A 16358-nucleotide genomic window follows, 5' to 3' on the forward strand; every position below is an offset into this window, starting at 1 on the left:
AGCCTCCGCCAGCTGCTTCTCACCTGCTCTATCGAAGGTCGCTGTAGAGCATGCTGGAACGACAGAGTTTTCCGAGCTGGATGAGAGCCGGCGTTTTGATGAACTTCACGATTACTGAAGCGCTACAAGGTCAAGTCAGCTGCGAAAATACCGAAGGCTAATCGGGCCAACAAGGTTGGGCATCAAGCGACAATTCATTGCGTTTCGCGATGAGTGCCAGATCAAAGAAGGTTGCTATCGAGCTTTCGGACGTGGAAGCGAAGCCCTTCGGTGACTGGTTATCTACCCACATGGATCGTTTGTACGATGAGTACAAAGGGTCGAAATCGAAGATCAACGGAGACTGAACCAGCAAAAGAAAAAGGCCCCAATCGGTAACCGCGGAAGCCTCTCTCGTCATCTCTAGCAGGATCGAGAATCGCATTTCCCGGAATCACAGTCAAGAGTCTTGGCGCCGTTTTGGTGAGTGGATTTCTTTTGCCTTTTGAAAGGTGAGAGAAAATGCAGACGGGATGTGTAACGACGCCCTTTGGGCGGCGACCGATGACGCTTGCCTTGGTAAAAGGTCAACTCGGAGCGGCCGAACCGAACCCAGGCACACGTGTCGACAAATGGAAAGTCTTCAGGGATGTTTGCGAAGCGCGAGAACGGTTTGGTCTTCAAGACCGAGCGCTCGCTGTTCTCGATGCATTGCTAACGTTCTATCCTCACTCCCATCTGGAGAGTGAAAATGGCTTGTGGTATTCCCGTCGAACGCACAGCTTTCTGTTCGCGCACACGGCATTACGGAAAGCACACTCCGCCGGCAGCTTGGATGCCTGGTTGACGCTGGCCTCATCCAGCGCCGCGACAGCCCAAACGGTAAGAGGTACGCACATCGTAACGAGCCGGTGAGATAGAGCAGGCGTATGGGTTCGATTTGAGCGCTCTGCTCACGCGGGCCGCTGAGCTTGCCGAGCTCGCTCAAGATGTCGCTGCCGAACGGCTGCGTTTCCGTCGGGCCAAGGAAGCACTTACAATCTGCCGTCGCGATGTCCGCAAGCTGATCACGGCAGCTGTAGAGGAAGCAGCACCGGGAGACTGGGCAAGGTGGAGGAGATCTTTATAGGGGTAATTGGCCGCTTGCCACGCAACCCATCCGCGCCCAGGTGGAAGCGACACTTGATGAAATGCTGATTTTACGCGACGAAGTTATTAACCTGCTGGATGTGCAGGTAAAAACCGACAAAATGCACGGCAATGCCGGTCAAAATGCACGGCACATACAGAATTCAAATACCGAATCTATAAATGAATTTGATCCTAGCTCCGGAGAAGAGCAGGGCGATAACTTGGCGGAAAAGCCGATTGCACCGAGAGTGGCGCGCGAAAAGACGAGTCCTGGTATTGAGCGGACCAAGTCATTCCCGTTGGGATGGTCCTTCGAGCCTGCCACAGATTATCGACTACGCCCCGGCAGGTGGATCTCGCATTGGCGCGATCTCATGACGGCGGCGGCGGTCGTTCGGTCAACACTTGGCGTAAGCCCATCAGCCTACGAGGAGGCTTGTGGCATTATGGGCCCGAGAATGCTGCTATTGCGGTTGCGTGCATCCTGGAGCGTTTTAATCTGATCAACTCCCTGGCGGCTATCTGCGCGATCTGACTAAGCGATCAGAGCGTGGCGAGTTTTCGCTTGGGCCAATGCTGATGGCCTTGCTGAAGGCCAACTCTGGGAACGCTAGATTGGTAGGCTGACATCGCTCTTACGAGTCGAGAACTGGCCGTATATCCGGTCTTGTCAGCCGTTTTTTTTGGCGCTTTGCGAAGTAAAAACAGTGGGATATAGAGGGTGAGTGCCCTTTTTTGCGGATCATTTCAGCGCCTGCCTCGCAACACGATGATGCGATTTGAACGGAGTGGGACCTTGATCCGGGAAACTATGGATATCCAGTTGGAATATTTTCCAAATCTGGCTGATCGCATCGCACGCGTCCGAGACATGGCATTGGAGATTGAGCACCTTCCTGACAACACTCAGGCTCCGATTGGAAGTTCTCTTGCCGATGTTGAATGGTCCTCGCTTCCGGAAGAAGTTTCCTGAAGTTGAACTGCCGATTCCCAAACACTCCGGATCTAGGAGCCAAAAATGACCATGGATGATGACAAGTGGGCTCAAACGGCCGAAACAATCGAGACGGCAATCGAGAAGGCCGTGAGGCAGGGTCGACGTAGACGCGCGAAAAGGGAGCGTGAGGTGGCGAAATCCCGCGCCGACGCTGCCGGCTATGAGCCTGGTATCGTGACATTCATCGATATTCTCGGTTTTCGCGCAATGCTTGGCAGTCGACCGGCTAGTGAGATTCACGATATCATCCTCTCGTTGCGAGAATTCACGACACCCGAGGTTGAGCAATTTCGCCGCATGAAGGAAGTACGGCTCTCCAGCCGCGCATTTGCTGAGTCAATTTCCGACGCTGTTGTGCGCATTCGAGTTTTCGACACGCAGCATTCTGACGGGGCGTTTTTTCAAGAACTCCTTGGTCTGCTTCACATTCAGGTGCAGTGCATAAATCATGGGGTGCTCATCCGCGCTGGGTTGGCGATCGGAGATGTTCATGTTGGCCTAAACGGCAGTGGACCCGTATTTGGCCCGGCAATGGTGCGCGCCTATGAGATCGAGAGTGGAGAGGCGATATATCCGCGGATCGTTGTTGACGACGAAGCTTACGAGCAATTTCTCTCTGACGCTCGTCTGCGTCACGAGGATCATGATTTGGAGGAAGAGTCGGGGTATGTGAACGGCCTGCTGCGCACAGGAGAAGATGGGACACTCTTCATCGATTATCTTGGTGCAAGCGAGAGCGAGTTCGAAGTGTTCGAAGACTACCTTGCGCTTTTAGAGAGGCACGCGAATATTATTCGGCAAAACCTTACCGCCTCCCATAGAGCAGCCATCAGAAGGAAGTATCTCTGGCTTGCGCGGTACCATAACGACATCGTTTCGCTAGTCCGACTGCGATTTGGGAGCGGTGATCTTTCAGCGGAAAACTTCCTCGCCGTGACTGGAAAAGACGCAGCTGGGGTGCTCGACGGGCTCATCGTGAACTATTGATTTGTTCGGTTCGCGCTATGCCGGAATCGCCGACCGCGGCCGCGCCAAACCGAGTGGCTGATACTGGTCACTTCGCTGCACGACACACACATCGACCGATGGATCGAACCTGAGAAAGACATTCTAGTATGAAGTATGCGATCCTCCCCGCTTCTGTAGATTTGGTCGATGAGATCGAGGTCTGGCTTGATGCCGAAGAGGCTGTCTACGAGAGCGCGGTAGTGGCTTGGGACCAAGCGCCATTTGATGGACCTAAGCCAACGCGTGGCTTCAGATGCAACTGGGATCTCGTGAAAAGAAACTGGCATGACGGAAGCACGCCCCTCAACGTTCTCGTCGAGGACGGTAAGGCCGTCGGCTTTTTGTTCGGTACGGACATCCTGGAGATCCATCCCCAGCATCGGGGCGGGGCCTTGGGATACTGCTCTCGGATTATATGCTCCGTCGTGCTACCGAAGACGGATACTGCATTCTGGAAATCGAGATCGCGCCGCATACCGCTGAGCCATTCTGGCTGCGGCAAGGCTTCGTGCTGCTCGACGACGAGATTCATTTCCGACATGGCTTGCATGCCTTCAAGACCCTCCCGCGTGCTTTTTCCCTAGGCCCCGGACCGAGGGCCTCTGTAGCGATCATGTTTTATGACGAGAGAGCGGCGTATAACGAGGGCGAGCCCTTCAGCACGTTCGAGGGAAAGGGGGAGCGCCTGGCCGACGGATCTGTCCAGCTCCCGGAGCGGGTGCAAGGCTATTCACCGCTGCTCAGAGTGAACACTGACAATCATATCCGCATCATCGTGGACGGTAGCGAAATTTATTCCGGACGGTCCAAGTACGGGCAGGCCCACGGCACTAGACGTGACCCCGCCGGCCATCATTACATTGACCGCGTGTTGCCCGGTTAAGCCGGCACTCGCGCACCGGAGAGTTTCGGCGTCCGCGAAGCTCTTTCCTCAATGACTGCTGAGGATTGACGGTGGTCTTCAAAGAAGGCGAGCGGCGCGGCCACTTCGTCGGGCGGCGCTGTTATAGTAGTTCGAAGCCTGTTGAACTGATCTATGACGCGACTGCTCCATGGCCTCGGGGAGGGGAACGCCGCGATTGGCAGCTTCGGTGAGATAACCTGATCGTAAGCCGTGCGCTGAAAACTCCCCAGGCTCCAACCCGGCCATCGCCGCTCGCTGCTTGACGATCAGATTGATCGACTGCGGATCGAGCTCGCGGCGCGAGACAGTGCCCCAGCGCCCGATCCTTCGAAACACGCTCCCGCTCTCGATCTTTGCGTCGGTCATCCACGCTTGGAGCGCCTCGACCGGCCGCCCCGTCAGATAGACGACATCGTCCTGCTCGCCGCTCGTCGTTTTCGTCCGGCCGAGATGGATCCCGAGAGAGGGGAGGGGAGGGCCACCCGGAACTTCGATCGGAGCCTCCTCGGTCAGCTGCTCGACCCGCAGCCCTGCGATCTCGCTGCGCCGGCGGCCGCCGGAAGCAAACGCAACCATCAGGATGGCGCGGTCGCGCAGATCCCGCAGGTTTTCGGTGGCGCAGGTCGCTAGGAGCTTTGCCAGGACATCCCCTGTGACAGCCTTGGCACTTTTGCGGCTTCGTTTCCGCGGCACGGCACGCACGGCCAGCCGGATCGCTGATTTCAGGGGAGGGGAGGCGAAGGCACCGTCGAGGCCGCGCCATTTTGTCAGGGTCGACCAGTTCGCCAGCCGCCGGCGCACCGTCGACGGCGCATGCGGTCCGGTCGATTTGAGAAATCCCTGGCTCCGTAAATTCTCGTCGACATCGGCGGGCATGCCATGATCGGGATCGCTGGCCCGCTTTTGCGGATCCCACAAATGCTGCGCGACGAATTTGAGCAGCAGCTGTGGCTTTTAGCTCCCGATTTCAATTGAAGCGCTAAACGAAAAACTCTGCCTTCAGTTTTGAGCTTGCGGTTTCAACAAAGAGCAGGGAAGGGGCGTCTATCCGGTTGATATCACTAGTGATGCGCCCGTGATTTACCAACGAGGATCCGGCCATTCCGCATTTTCCCACGCAGCGAATTCTCCTGGAGAGATCAGGTTCTTTTCGCCGTTCTTCAATCGGATATCGTAGAGGCGGTCATACATCGGATCGAAACTCGAAAGGAGCTGCGCAAAGCCAGCCTTCCGTTGCGCTTTCGTCCATGAGGAAAAGATTGCCCCTCGACTGTCGATCATTTCGAACACTTCAGGCTGTGCCGGATCAAGGCGCTGCCAGAGATCGATGATATGCCCCGCCTGCGCACCAAAATCCTCGCGCAACGCATCTTCGATGACGGCCTCCAATGCGTAGGCTATGGTTTGGGTCTTGGCAGTATGATTGAGGAACGCGAGAGATTGCCTCAGCAGCCTTTGCTGCAACATAAGGACGGGCCAAAGGATCTGGACACCATATCGGACGCCGATTTCTTCAATATGTTTTGGCGGCTGAATAACCTCGCGCTGCCGCTCATATGCTTTGCGCACATCGTAGGCCAACCCAAGGAACGAGCCTTCCTTGTCTTTCACAATCGGCGAGCGCTCATTCACGTCATGGACGACTTCATGCAGCCAGGTCAGGGACGTGTAGTCCCCGACGAGCAGGATCCCGGCGTGATTTTTGAGCAAGCTGTGGGAGAGCACCGGGACCAATCCTTTCAATCGACAAACAAGAACCCGATCAGTCCACCCATGGGTCGATGATGTCTATTCCAAAGCCTTCGAAATCCTTGGTGTTGCGCGTCGCAAGCGTCAGCTGATAGGCGACGGCCGTAGCGGCAATCAGACCGTCCATTGATGCGAGTCCCCGACCACTTCGCTTGGCAAGTGCCATGAGATCGCCCCAGGCCAAGGCGACAGGCCCTTCCACCGGCAAAATCCTGCTTTCGAAGCGTTGAGGCAGATCATGCGCGAGCCATTCGTCCAGGGCATCGCGCTTTCGCCCGCTATCCATCAACGCCACGCCGCGGCGGATTTCGGCAATCGACACGATGCTGATAAACGTGCGGTCCTCGTCCAGACCGTGGAGCCACTTCAAAACGTCTTCATTGGGGCGAGGTTTCGTAACTTCTGAAAGAACATTCGTATCTAGGAGCAGTCTCATAGCGACAAGTCACGTGGCTCATCGTGTTGCCGCTCAATATCCAGATCGGCACCACGCAGAGGTGATGCCAACAGAAACTCCGCGAGTGATCCCCTGCGCGCAGTCTTCTTCTGCCACTCTTCTGCAGAAACGACCACCACGCTCGGCTTTCCATTGCGGGTAATCGTCTGGGGTGCCAACTGCGCTCGCTCCATGACTTCCGAAAGCTTTGCCTTCGCGCCAGCGACCGTCCAGCTCATATCATCGTGTGTTGATGCTTGCATCGTCTCACCTATAACCAAAATGACTATAGTGACTATAATGCATGAGAGGTGTCTCTGCAAGCGCGTGGTCGGACGATGTAGGGGAGGGGGCCATTAAAGCCCTGACGCCTTGGTCAGATTTACTCGAAAGCGGTCGCGTCGACGTTGGTATCTACGGGTCATCTCAGCGGAAACATGGCCCAGCTGTTTCTGGACGTAGCGTTCGTCGACTTCGGCAGAAGAAGCGAGGCCAGCACGAAGGGAGTGACCGGAAAACTTAAACGCACGCTCGATCTCGCTAAGGTCACCGCGAACGCCTGCGGCCATGGCAGTCCGTTTCACGAGGCGAGCGACCTCCTTGTCGTTCAGCCGCACCGACCCGACAGCTTTGCCTTGTCCCGTCACGCGACGGAAGAGGGGCCGTGAGCCAGCTTGGCGAACTTGATCCAGGTCTCGACTGCGGCGACCGGACAGGTCGCATCTGCCGAGCCGCGACCGACCTCGACCTCTCGCCATCCGGTTTTACCGCGCAGGGTAATAAGCATGCCCTTGTCGAGGATCTCGATCCAACCGCGACCGTCCTCAGTTTGGTCGGCCTTCAGGTCGAGGCCGACGATCTCGGAGCGCCGAAGACCTCCCGCAAAGCCTATGAGCAACATGGCCCGATCCCGCAGGCCACGTAGAGACCCGCGATCAAGCGTCTCGACCATGGCGATGATGTCTTCAGCCATCACCGCTTCCTTCTGGACCGGTGGCTTGGCGTGGCTGTTGCGTATGCCGGCCATCACGGTGGCGATATGCCGGTCCTTGCGATCGAGTGAGAGGCCGCGCTGGGCATAGTTCCAGGAGAGCGAGGAGAGGCGGCGTTCGATGGTCGAGACTGAGTTCGCTTTTGCACCCCGTTCAGCCGTGCCGGAAGCGCAGGCTGTGATGTAAAGTCCGACGGTTTGTGGATGCGGTGGCAGAGGGGCCAGGTTGGAGCGCCGGCACCACGCCGAAAAATGCTTCCAGTCGGCCGCGTAAGCCTTGCGCGTGTTGGCGGAACTGGCCGCCTCGACATAACCCCGGGCGCGATCGGCGAGGCTGGCAAGATGCGCTGGCGTCTGATCCTGATCAGCAGGGGAGGGGAGGGCGCTGTCGCCCGACACCTCCGGCACGGAAACATCATGCCCGGTCGCCGTGCTGAGAGACGGCGCTGAGGTCTCCTCGACGTGATTTTTGGTGTTTTGCTCGATGATTTGGGCCATTTCTCTATAATGAACATAATGTCCGATAATGCAAGATTATCGGACATTTTATATTCCTGACATGTCGTGCGGTTTGGATCGATATATATAGCCTAAACTGCGCATCTGATCTATACTGCGAAGCATGAACTCGATCACCAAAGTGCAAATTCCATCAGTGACATGGTCGGCGAACATGCCGGGCTGGACGTTGGCATATGGCCGTGACATCGACGAAATTGATGCCGCCTTCGCCGCCGGTATCGGCTTGAAATCCCTCGATGATGTGATCCGCGCCGATCCTCCTTGGCTCGGCTGCTGGCGCGACCGCCTAGCCCTGAAATCAGCCGCTGTCGCGGCCCGCATGCTCGATAGGAATGAAGAAGAGAATGCGCTGCGCGACGCCGTTTTGCTGACTCCCGCGAATGGAGACCCGGGACCGGCCGGAAAGCTGTTTTTAGCCACACGAATGCTGGCACGTCGAACAGCGATGCCCGGTACTGCGTTTGTAAGGGAATTGGTCGAGCTTCTGTCTATCCGATGGGACACGGAGCTCTCCTCGATCGCGGATCTCGCCGATGTGGCAATCCAGTCCGGGCGCGCGGCCCCCATTGCGATTGCTGATCTGGTATCCGCGATCATGGCGCTTCGTCCGGACGCGGAGGTCCTGGCTCTGGCTTTGGCAGACATCGTACTGGCCCAGAAGCTGAGATGGGCGCGACCCGTGCCGCTTCTGCTACCTGTACGGTTCGGGTCTGCATTCCGCACGATCGGCGGAAGAGGTCGAGTGCGGCCAGGTGAGCCAGCTTATCCGAAAGCAATTTGTCTGGCGCTGGTCAGCAGTGTCGAGGCGGCGCTTCAATCTGCCGCCGACATTGATCGCCGTGCCGCTCGGTTAATGGCAGCAGTGCCAAAGGTGAGGACCAAGGGGGCGATACGGTTATCCAAAAGCTCCTCAATGAAGACGCGGTTCCGGCCTCGGCGCCGGGGTGCAATCTGTCACGCTGGGCAGCCACTCGACTGTTTGAGCGGCTGGAGAGTTTCGAAGCGGTGCGGGAACTGTCCGGCCGCTCTTCCTTTCGAATTTATGGGTTATGAGGGCTTGTCGCAAACCTTGCAGTAGGCTGAGACTACCCCGCGAACGGTGGCATTTTCACGCTTTGTTAACCTTTTGAAGTCCGAAGAGGCGCCCGAGCAGGTCATTCTGGTCGTTGATTGTCCAGTCGCCGGAAAAGCCGAAGCCTTTGCGCAGCCACAACATCGCTTCGAACCCAGCGATCGTCCGGCGCGCCGTTTTGAATGACTGGAAGCAGCCGATCTTGGGCATGTTCTTCTTGACCCGGAAGTGGTCGCTCTCGATGCCTTGCTGGAGGTGCTTCGTGACATAATGTACCGGGCTCGGATGCAGGAGCCCGTCATCGATGGCTGTTTTGATCGTTGAAGGAAACGTGTTAGCGCCATCTGTACCGATCTTACCCGGCGATAGTAGCGGCTCATCCTTGAGCATCTTACGGAAGAAGCGCTTGGCGGCGTCGAGATCGCGCTTCGCGGTGAGCAAGAAGTCGACCGGGTTTCCGTGCTTGTCGATGGCGCGGTACAGGTATCGCCACTTGCCCCGGATCTTGACGTAGGTCTCGTCAATCCTGACTGAGCCACAATGCGGTCGGCGAAACTGGCGTAGGCGCTTCTCGATTACAGGTGCATAGGCGAGGACCCAGCGGTTGATTGTACTATGGTCGACCTCGAAGCCGCGCTCGCGGAACATCTCCTCGAGATCTCTGTAGCTGAGCGGATACCGTAGATACCATGTCACTGCCTGCACGATCAGCCATGCCTCGAAATGCCGCCCTTTGAAATCGTCCTTCGACTGGCGCTTCAGCTTTTCGGCAATGGCATTCAGAATCATGGCTACGCTCCGCTACATCGGGAGCTGAATTTCCACCGTTGTGGTCAACAGCTAGTTAACCAAAAGAATTTGCGACACGCCCCTTTCGCCGCTGCCGACAGCGCTTGAGTAATACGTGCCTTGGCGTCAGTGGCAAGATCGAGCGACAATCCCTGTTGGACGGTAAAGGTGTTCGGGCCGAGATCGGGCGCACCCTTCGGCTGGAATTTCGCTCCATCATAGGCACGATAACTAATCCGTTCGCCCGCAGCCTCCACGAGCCGCCCGCGCAGCGATGAGGCAAGATCAACCTCCGCAAGACCGGTGGCATTGATAACCGAAACCTCGCGCGCAATGGCTTCCACCATTGCCTTGATTGACGTGTCGGCCGCGATCTGCGCCTCGCGCCCACCCGCATCCCATTCCATCAGGCTATCGAGCTTCTCTTGCCATCCATGCCGACCGGTAGAGACAGCTAGCAGAACCGTTCCCCATGTCTCGGCCGCGCGTAAAGGACCAACCTTGGCTACTAAGCGGTCATAAACCCCGAACGCGTCCCCCTCAAATGGCAGTTGCTTGGCGGCAGCGGCTCTTGCACCCATCACCGCATATGCATGCTGGATTGAACGGTTTATATGCTGCAAGAGGGGAACCGGCGCGTCGGCCGCAAAAGCGTTCAGCACCGCATCTGTGACCTCGCGGGAGGATCGAGCGGGAGGCGCAATGTTCGTTGGCGCCCGTGCTGTAACGCTCAGTGCCCCCATAATGCGCCCCTTGTCAAAGAATGCTTCCAGCCGGGTCACGACATCATTTAGCGAGCGCACATCGTTCATATGCTCATAGATCGCTGGGCGGCCATCGTTACCGCTCTGGATCATCGCCCATCTGCCTTCGTATGCCTTCTCAACAGCCGCAGGGCTAGGCTTATGCGCTAGCTCCAATCGGAGAAGATAGCGGCCCCCGCTCTGCCTCAAGGAAAGCGAGATGCCGGGGCCGAAATCGAACCACTTTTTCGCGTTCTGGTCCATCTCTCCTCACCTTTCATCGAAGCTGAACGGGTTGATCCCAAATCCTATGTCGCTAACGCGCCCGACCAATTCCTGCTCGTTTATGACGCCTGCCGGGGCAAACTTCGTTCCATCGTGCTTGACGAGGCAACATTTATCGAACTTCAGCTTCTCGCCGTTCTTGTCCTGTGCCTGCAACAAGGCACACGCCTCCATCTGAATCTCACCGGCCTTTTCTTTGCCGAAGGCCAGAGTGACCCGATAACCTGGCTGCACTGCCCCCTTCGGTTTCGGGGCTATAACGAAAAGCCAGAGTCCCGAATCCGGCCCATCACCTTTGAACCAAAGGACGCTGCGGCCGGGAGGAATAGCGTCACAGCCAATTCGCGCAATATACTCGCCGATTGGCATGCCGCCCGGCTCACCATCGATGAACGCCTCTTTTTCCGCTGCATATGCAGCATTCTTGAGGGTGATGTTCAGTGAGGTAGATTCCTCAACTGACAGCCTTTTCACCTGCGGCGAAGCCTCTTGCTTCGGCGTGGCGGCAACAGAAGGCTGCTCGAACGACGTTTCGCGCTCCGATCGCTCGAATTCCCCGATCTCATCCTCATCCGAGAACCCGACCTGATCTTTCGCCTGCTTCTCGATCATTGCAGCGCTCGGAGCATCGTCGTCATCTTCCACACTCGAATACGCATCAACCGTCATAGTCGCTCTCCGCATGTTTCGATCCGCTCGATGCAAGTCGCTCGTCAGCCAGCCTCTCCACGGCTTCCTGAATCTGCTTGGCGGCATAGAGCATCTTCGGCATTCGGCTGATCCGACCTAACGCCTCATTGATCGCCGCCTTCATCCTGTCTGGATTGAGCTGCACATCAGATTTGCGTCGAGCCTCTTCGTGCTTCGCCGCCGTTGCCAGCTCTGAAACGTAGATGTCCCGTGCAGCCGAGGGGCGCGAGGGATCATCTACCTCATAGGTAATTTCGATGTCGCCATCGCCGACCTCGAAATCCTGATCATCGAAATAGCCGTCGCTATCCGGGACAGCCACATCAACGTCTACTGTCGCTATCTCGTGGCTATCGTTGTGATCTGCGCGTTCGGCTGGCTTATTTCCTGTCAATTCGATCCCTGTGCCTCTGCTGCGAGCATTCCTGCAACGACCGCGGCCTTGCGAGCCTCTGACTCCGAATGGTAGGTGCGGAGGCGCATCGAAAGTGCCCGCAAGCGGTTAAGTTCGATCATCAGGCCACGCTCTGACTGCATCTGAAGAGCATTGGTCCATTTTTGATAGGCGGGACCACCGCCATAGTTGTCTATCAAGGCATCCATGGCCTGAAGGACGCTCCCCGCCCCATCTCCGTCCCCGCTGGCCTTATTCGACATCGCCGCGACCGCAGCCAACGAAACTAGCGCAGGCGAGCGCCAAGCCTCTGCCTCGCGCGCACGCAGCATCGAGAATTCACCTCCAACAGTGCCTGTCTCATTACCCGTGGGCTTCTCCACCGCAAAACCAGCGAGCTGCTGGATTACTTTTCGCTTATCCTCTTCCGAGGCATTTACATCGAGCAACAACGAGGCGTCCGTCGAGCGCGGATCTCGCCGGTCAGCCGCCTGCTGCGCGACACTCGGAACAGATCCCGGCGATACGTCGATCTGCTTGTAAACACGCGAGGTTGAGCTACCGGTGCCATCAATAGCGCCCGTCACCTTCTGCAAAAACGCCACTTGGGCGCATGCATTGGGTCCTTGCCCTGTCTCATACGAGTAGTTTTCCTTGATCGCGACCAAACGCTCGCGCCGCATCTGCTCAGTTACGGTATTTGCGTAAGCCTCTTGGCTCTTCTTGGTGGCCTGCTGCAACCTTTGCCCTTCGCCGGAAGTTTGCCGGTTGAGCACCTTGAGCGCTGCGAGGACCTGTTCCAGCGTCTCGGAGCCAGCTTTGGCGACATCATTTTCCAAAATCTGCGTTTCTTGGATCAGATGCTTTTCGACTTGCTCGTGGGTGGCAATCCATCCAGTGCTAATCGCACACCATGCCGCAGCGGCCGAATTAGCGCCAAGCAGCATGCTACCGCCGAGAACAACTGAACCGAGAACAAAACGCTTATGCTTTTTCATCGGACAGCTCCTATTGAAGACCGGCGCGGCGCTGGCCAGCGCCTACAGAGACAACGCCCTCGTTGCCGTTGAACACAGCTCGGTTAACCCGAGACAGGGCATAGGAAGACAGCGCCAGTTCCGTTCTCGCATTGTCTTTGACCTGAAAAGCCATCAGAGCGATGTTTGCGGCTTCAATCCGAACAGCGTCGAGCAGCGTGGCTCTCAGCGGCTTGTCGGCGCTGGCCTGCGCCCACTTCACCCCACCATCGTCACCTGTCCAATGCTTCATCAGCTCGGCCAGCTTTTCTCTCGGGCCACCCGGCTCATTTTCGGCAGCGATGGACGACAAAACGTTCACCACGACCGAACGACGAACATCGTTCCTGTTCTTTTCGAAGGTCTGCAAATCGCCTGCCACACCGCCACCGGCTTGCTTCTCAATCGGGGGTCCGGCAACGAAATTGATATACTCTGCCGCCGCCGAGCTGTTGCCGCTGAATATAGCTTCGGCATCAAAGTTCGAGCCGCTTTGCGCCAATGACGCCCAATCCTTCGGGGACCCATATTGGCCCGGCTTGAAATAGGTGCCATTACGATAGGACGCGGCTTTCCCGGCCATTGCCATGTTTGCAGCATAGAAAGACTGGCTCTTTGTCTGCAAACCGCAACTGTCATAGCCCGTGACGCCATAGCGCTCTTTCGCATCGGCAATTTGATACGCCTGCCTCTGCGCAACATTTGCGCTTGCTGCCGCTTCAGCAGATTTCTTTACCACGGTAGAGGTTTGCTGACCCGATCCCGATTCCTGTTTCGTCAGGACCTTCAGCGCTGCCAACAGAAGCTGGCGTTGGCGCATCTCTTCCGTGATGAGCAACGTCTTCGATTTCACGATCTGCGTCGTCACAGCAGTATCGAGCTGTAGCGTCCGCTGGATTACATGCGCCTCAACAGCACATGTCACGGCAAACGCAGGGGACGAAATCCCCGCCATCGTAATCGCAGCGAGATAAAACGCCGCCTTTTTCTTCGAAATAACGGTCATTGCATATCGCCTCCCATACCCGACACCGCCACGCCCATCATTGTCGAACGGGACGCTGAAAGCGCCGCGCCGCGCATACGGGCATTCATCAATTCCAGACGATCCCCTACAACTTCAGCATTAGGCTTGATCGTCGGCAGTGGGGCGAGGACATCAATGTAGTCCGCAGCCGTCACGACTTCAGCGCCGCCATAATTTCTATTCACGAGAAACGGCGCTGCATTCGAATCCCCGGCGTTGCGCTCGCTTCGAACGGTCGATTGGCAGTATGTCGGGCCGAGGGCCGCACGCTCCTGATCGGTGCAGTAATGTCCGATCCTCTTAAGAAGCGAGTTCTTGATTGTCGCGGCCGCGTTTCCGCCGCTGCTCAGGTATTTCTGATCAGATGACCGGAAAGCGGTCAGCATCTTCTTTTCGGAATTATCGACACCTGAGAGACCCGACCTTGCATCCACAACAGCGCAGGATGTCTCACCTTGACCAGTTTCATACGAATATCGGTTTTTGATGTCGGCCATACGGAGCGCCTGCTCTTGCGCAAGTTCCGCATTCACCGCCGCCTCTTCCGATTTCTTGATCACGTGCTGTGTTTGGGATGCTGAGCTGGAGACTTGCCGGTCAACCGTTTTCAGGCCAGCCATGAAGCGCTCGAAACTAGTCGCCCATTCCATGATCGTTGCATTGGCAGCGCCCGGCATCGTCGTGCCAGCGAAAGCGATGCCAATCACCAGTGCGGTTGCTGCTTTTCGCATCGGATATCCCCTTTACTGCTGGAAGAGATTTCCGAACGGGTTGCTCGTGTTTCCGGTATTGCCGGTGGGCTGCGTTCCATTACCCACCGTGTTGTTTCCAGCCTGCACGGCAGGCGGGGTCATGATCGGCTGGTCGATGCCGTTGCCGGTGCTCATTGACGCCAGCGTGAAGTCATACTTTCCGATGCCAGGAATACTCGGAAGCTTCAGCTCTGTTACGCTATTCCCTGAACCGCCAAGCAGCTCATTCATCTGTCCTCCCATGACGGAATCGAACTGGTACATATTGTTGTTGATCTTCCCCACCACCTTCTGCAGTTGGTCATTGAGCACTTGGCAAACTTGCTGCTGAGCTTTCTGGATCAAACCATTGATCAACTGATCCGCCGCCCCGCCCAAGAAATCGAAGCTTGTGGGGATCAGGTTCGAGAGATCGAGGGAATCGAGCAGGTTTGAGCCAAGGCAGCTATTGGCCCCGTTAAAAAACTCGGAGCTATCCACTTTCGCTGCATCGAGAAGCGCTATCTGTCTCTGAACCGCTGCATCGGCCGCTTGAGTGATCCCGCATCCACCCGCACCTTGAGCGGAAGCCGGTGAGGCCGCAAAAATCGCCGCCGAAACTGCCAACCCTGCAAACGTCGCCTTCGTTGTGGCACGCATGTCCGTCTCTCTCCTGTTAGCCTCTTTCCCACGCGGCAAGAGCCGCCAAAGCAATTCTCAAATTTCTGACGGACAAAACCGCCGCGAGATGATCGGCACCATATGCCGCCGTCTTCTCGAAACCTTGGCCGGTGCGATCCTCGACCGCGAGCGGCTTGTACAGGTCAACGAGGACGGCACCTTTCAGCGGATTTACCGCCAGTTGAGTTCCGCTATCGGGGTTTGCGTTCTCTGGCACTCGCTCGACCTCTGAATTTCACTGTGAAATCAAAAAAAGATTTACTGCATAATGCGGCAATATCCAACCCCCCGCAGGCCGCATTGAGAGCAATCCCGCAGAGTTGAATAAGAACGGCCTGTCGGCAGGAAAAACGCTAAATACGGAACCTTTGGACGATTTTGATAAACCGCTCTTCGATTTTCGGAGCATCAAGGGGGATATTTTTCTCGGAGCAGAACTTTCGGAAGGCATTCGCCACAATATCTGCATCAGGGGTGACGCCTGTCGAATGCTCCCTAACCAGATCACGCCAATGGCTGAAATAAATCGATCCGCTTGCTGGAAATGCTACGGCTCCAATGGCCCGCCCACCTTCTCTGCGCGGCTCTGTTGTCTTCGATCTTTTATTTAAAAAATAAGATTCTGATTTCTGCCTAGTATTTTGTGTACCCCTTGCAGCGGAAACCGGGCGGTCAGACCGGTCCTTTTTTTGCATTCGCTCAAGTCGAGCGCGGCACCAGTTCACGACCTTGATCAAGCAAGCCTGAGCGGGCCGTATAATCGACGTTACACCCAACGTCTTCCCGCTCTCAACCACGATGAAACCGCTCGATTTCAGATGAGCCAAAGCCTGCTCGACTGATGATCGGCTGCACCCCGCCTTTTTAGCTATTGTCGCAATGGAAGCGTCACATCGCCCGCGCGCGAGGGCGCTAAGCTCGCAGATCGTGTGCAATACCGCTCGAAAACTGGCACGAGGAAGCTTCGCATAGATCTCGGCTACGTTTGCCCCGCTCTTTTCGAGCTTCGCTGAGAACCAACCCGCACTGATGTTACGAGTTCTCGCCTGCGCACGCCGTTCCTCCAAGGTAAGCCTCGAATGGATGGCCAAGGGTGTGCCCCATTTTACCGGTCGCGCTCTCCGGCCCGCCGAGAGTTCCGCCCGACGCTCATTCACCGCGCCGTAGACAGACTCCACAAACTCATCATCCAGTAGCCCGCGAGCGTGCGCAC

At 56.7% G+C, this 16358-nt stretch carries 16 protein-coding genes and 4 pseudogenes; 6 read left to right on the forward strand and 14 right to left on the reverse strand.

The window, feature by feature from the left end:
• Positions 1-501: 501 nt before the first annotated feature.
• The 4 genes and pseudogenes from repC (at position 502) to G3A56_RS16775 (ending at position 3998) form a co-directional block, all read left to right on the forward strand.
• Positions 502-1737, forward strand: a pseudogene (repC, locus tag G3A56_RS29340) (plasmid replication protein RepC).
• A 169-nt stretch (positions 1738-1906) separates the two neighbouring features.
• Positions 1907-2083: a hypothetical protein gene (locus G3A56_RS28590; protein WP_210255077.1), complete on the forward strand. Its 177-nt coding sequence runs from the start codon at positions 1907-1909 to the stop codon at positions 2081-2083.
• A gap of 45 nt (positions 2084-2128) precedes the next feature.
• Positions 2129-3094, forward strand: coding sequence for an immunoglobulin domain-containing protein (locus G3A56_RS16770; protein WP_246231377.1), 966 nt, complete (start codon positions 2129-2131; stop codon positions 3092-3094).
• 436 nt (positions 3095-3530) lie between these two features.
• A complete protein-coding gene (locus G3A56_RS16775) occupies positions 3531-3998 on the forward strand; it encodes a hypothetical protein (protein ID WP_164056731.1) in 468 nt (155 codons plus the stop codon).
• Between the two features lie 78 nt (positions 3999-4076).
• Here the strand turns inward: G3A56_RS16775 and G3A56_RS16780 are convergent.
• From G3A56_RS16780 to G3A56_RS16800, 5 genes and pseudogenes are all read right to left on the reverse strand, one after another.
• Positions 4077-4964 (reverse strand): annotated as a pseudogene (locus G3A56_RS16780) (site-specific integrase); the annotation flags it as partial.
• 135 nt (positions 4965-5099) lie between these two features.
• The gene (locus G3A56_RS16785) at positions 5100-5744 is read right to left on the reverse strand and encodes a DUF6904 family protein (protein WP_164056732.1); all 645 of its coding nucleotides are present in this window, start codon (positions 5742-5744) and stop codon (positions 5100-5102) included.
• 37 nt (positions 5745-5781) lie between these two features.
• On the reverse strand, positions 5782-6204 hold the full coding sequence (locus G3A56_RS16790; RefSeq protein ID WP_164056733.1) for a type II toxin-antitoxin system VapC family toxin: 423 nt from the start codon (positions 6202-6204) through the stop codon (positions 5782-5784).
• Positions 6201-6467 (reverse strand): type II toxin-antitoxin system Phd/YefM family antitoxin, encoded by a 267-nt coding sequence (locus G3A56_RS16795; RefSeq protein ID WP_164056725.1) that lies wholly within the window; start codon positions 6465-6467, stop codon positions 6201-6203. Before G3A56_RS16795 ends, G3A56_RS16790 begins: the two co-directional genes overlap by 4 nt.
• A gap of 93 nt (positions 6468-6560) precedes the next feature.
• A pseudogene (locus G3A56_RS16800) lies at positions 6561-7693 on the reverse strand (site-specific integrase).
• Between the two features lie 124 nt (positions 7694-7817).
• On the opposite strand from G3A56_RS16800, the pseudogene G3A56_RS16805 reads away from it, so the two are divergent.
• Positions 7818-8770: pseudogene (locus G3A56_RS16805) on the forward strand (DUF1403 family protein).
• 55 nt (positions 8771-8825) lie between these two features.
• Here the strand turns inward: G3A56_RS16805 and G3A56_RS16810 are convergent.
• From G3A56_RS16810 to G3A56_RS16845, 8 genes are read right to left on the reverse strand one after another with little or no spacing between them, the layout of a single operon-like run.
• On the reverse strand, positions 8826-9578 hold the full coding sequence (locus G3A56_RS16810; RefSeq protein WP_035228067.1) for an IS6 family transposase: 753 nt from the start codon (positions 9576-9578) through the stop codon (positions 8826-8828).
• Positions 9579-9622: 44 nt separating this feature from the next.
• Complete coding sequence (locus tag G3A56_RS16815) at positions 9623-10585, reverse strand: hypothetical protein (protein WP_164056734.1); 963 nt, start codon at positions 10583-10585, stop codon at positions 9623-9625.
• Between the two features lie 6 nt (positions 10586-10591).
• Positions 10592-11275: a hypothetical protein gene (locus tag G3A56_RS16820; RefSeq protein WP_130519741.1), complete on the reverse strand. Its 684-nt coding sequence runs from the start codon at positions 11273-11275 to the stop codon at positions 10592-10594.
• Positions 11265-11690 carry a hypothetical protein gene (locus tag G3A56_RS16825; protein ID WP_130519743.1) on the reverse strand — a complete coding sequence of 142 codons (426 nt, stop codon included), beginning with the start codon at positions 11688-11690 and terminating at the stop codon, positions 11265-11267. Before G3A56_RS16825 ends, G3A56_RS16820 begins: the two co-directional genes overlap by 11 nt.
• A complete protein-coding gene (locus tag G3A56_RS16830) occupies positions 11687-12688 on the reverse strand; it encodes a hypothetical protein (RefSeq protein ID WP_130519745.1) in 1002 nt (333 codons plus the stop codon). Before G3A56_RS16830 ends, G3A56_RS16825 begins: the two co-directional genes overlap by 4 nt.
• 10 nt (positions 12689-12698) lie before the next feature.
• Complete coding sequence (locus G3A56_RS16835; protein WP_130519748.1) at positions 12699-13712, reverse strand: hypothetical protein; 1014 nt, start codon at positions 13710-13712, stop codon at positions 12699-12701.
• Entirely contained in the window at positions 13709-14464 is a 756-nt protein-coding gene (locus G3A56_RS16840) for a hypothetical protein (protein WP_130519750.1), read from the reverse strand. The genes G3A56_RS16835 and G3A56_RS16840 overlap by 4 nt, the downstream gene beginning before the upstream one ends.
• A 12-nt stretch (positions 14465-14476) precedes the next feature.
• On the reverse strand, positions 14477-15124 hold the full coding sequence (locus G3A56_RS16845) for a hypothetical protein (RefSeq protein ID WP_130519752.1): 648 nt from the start codon (positions 15122-15124) through the stop codon (positions 14477-14479).
• A gap of 88 nt (positions 15125-15212) precedes the next feature.
• Here G3A56_RS16845 and G3A56_RS16850 point away from each other — a divergent pair, with 88 nt between their 5' ends.
• Positions 15213-15377 (forward strand): hypothetical protein, encoded by a 165-nt coding sequence (locus tag G3A56_RS16850; RefSeq protein WP_164056736.1) that lies wholly within the window; start codon positions 15213-15215, stop codon positions 15375-15377.
• A 121-nt stretch (positions 15378-15498) separates the two neighbouring features.
• Here the strand turns inward: G3A56_RS16850 and G3A56_RS16855 are convergent.
• On the reverse strand, positions 15499-16358 hold an 860-nt coding region (locus tag G3A56_RS16855), incomplete at its 5' end, for a helix-turn-helix domain-containing protein (protein ID WP_210255078.1).

Source organism: Rhizobium oryzihabitans (assembly GCF_010669145.1).
In the GTDB taxonomy this organism is placed as follows: Bacteria; Pseudomonadota; Alphaproteobacteria; order Rhizobiales; family Rhizobiaceae; genus Agrobacterium; species Agrobacterium oryzihabitans.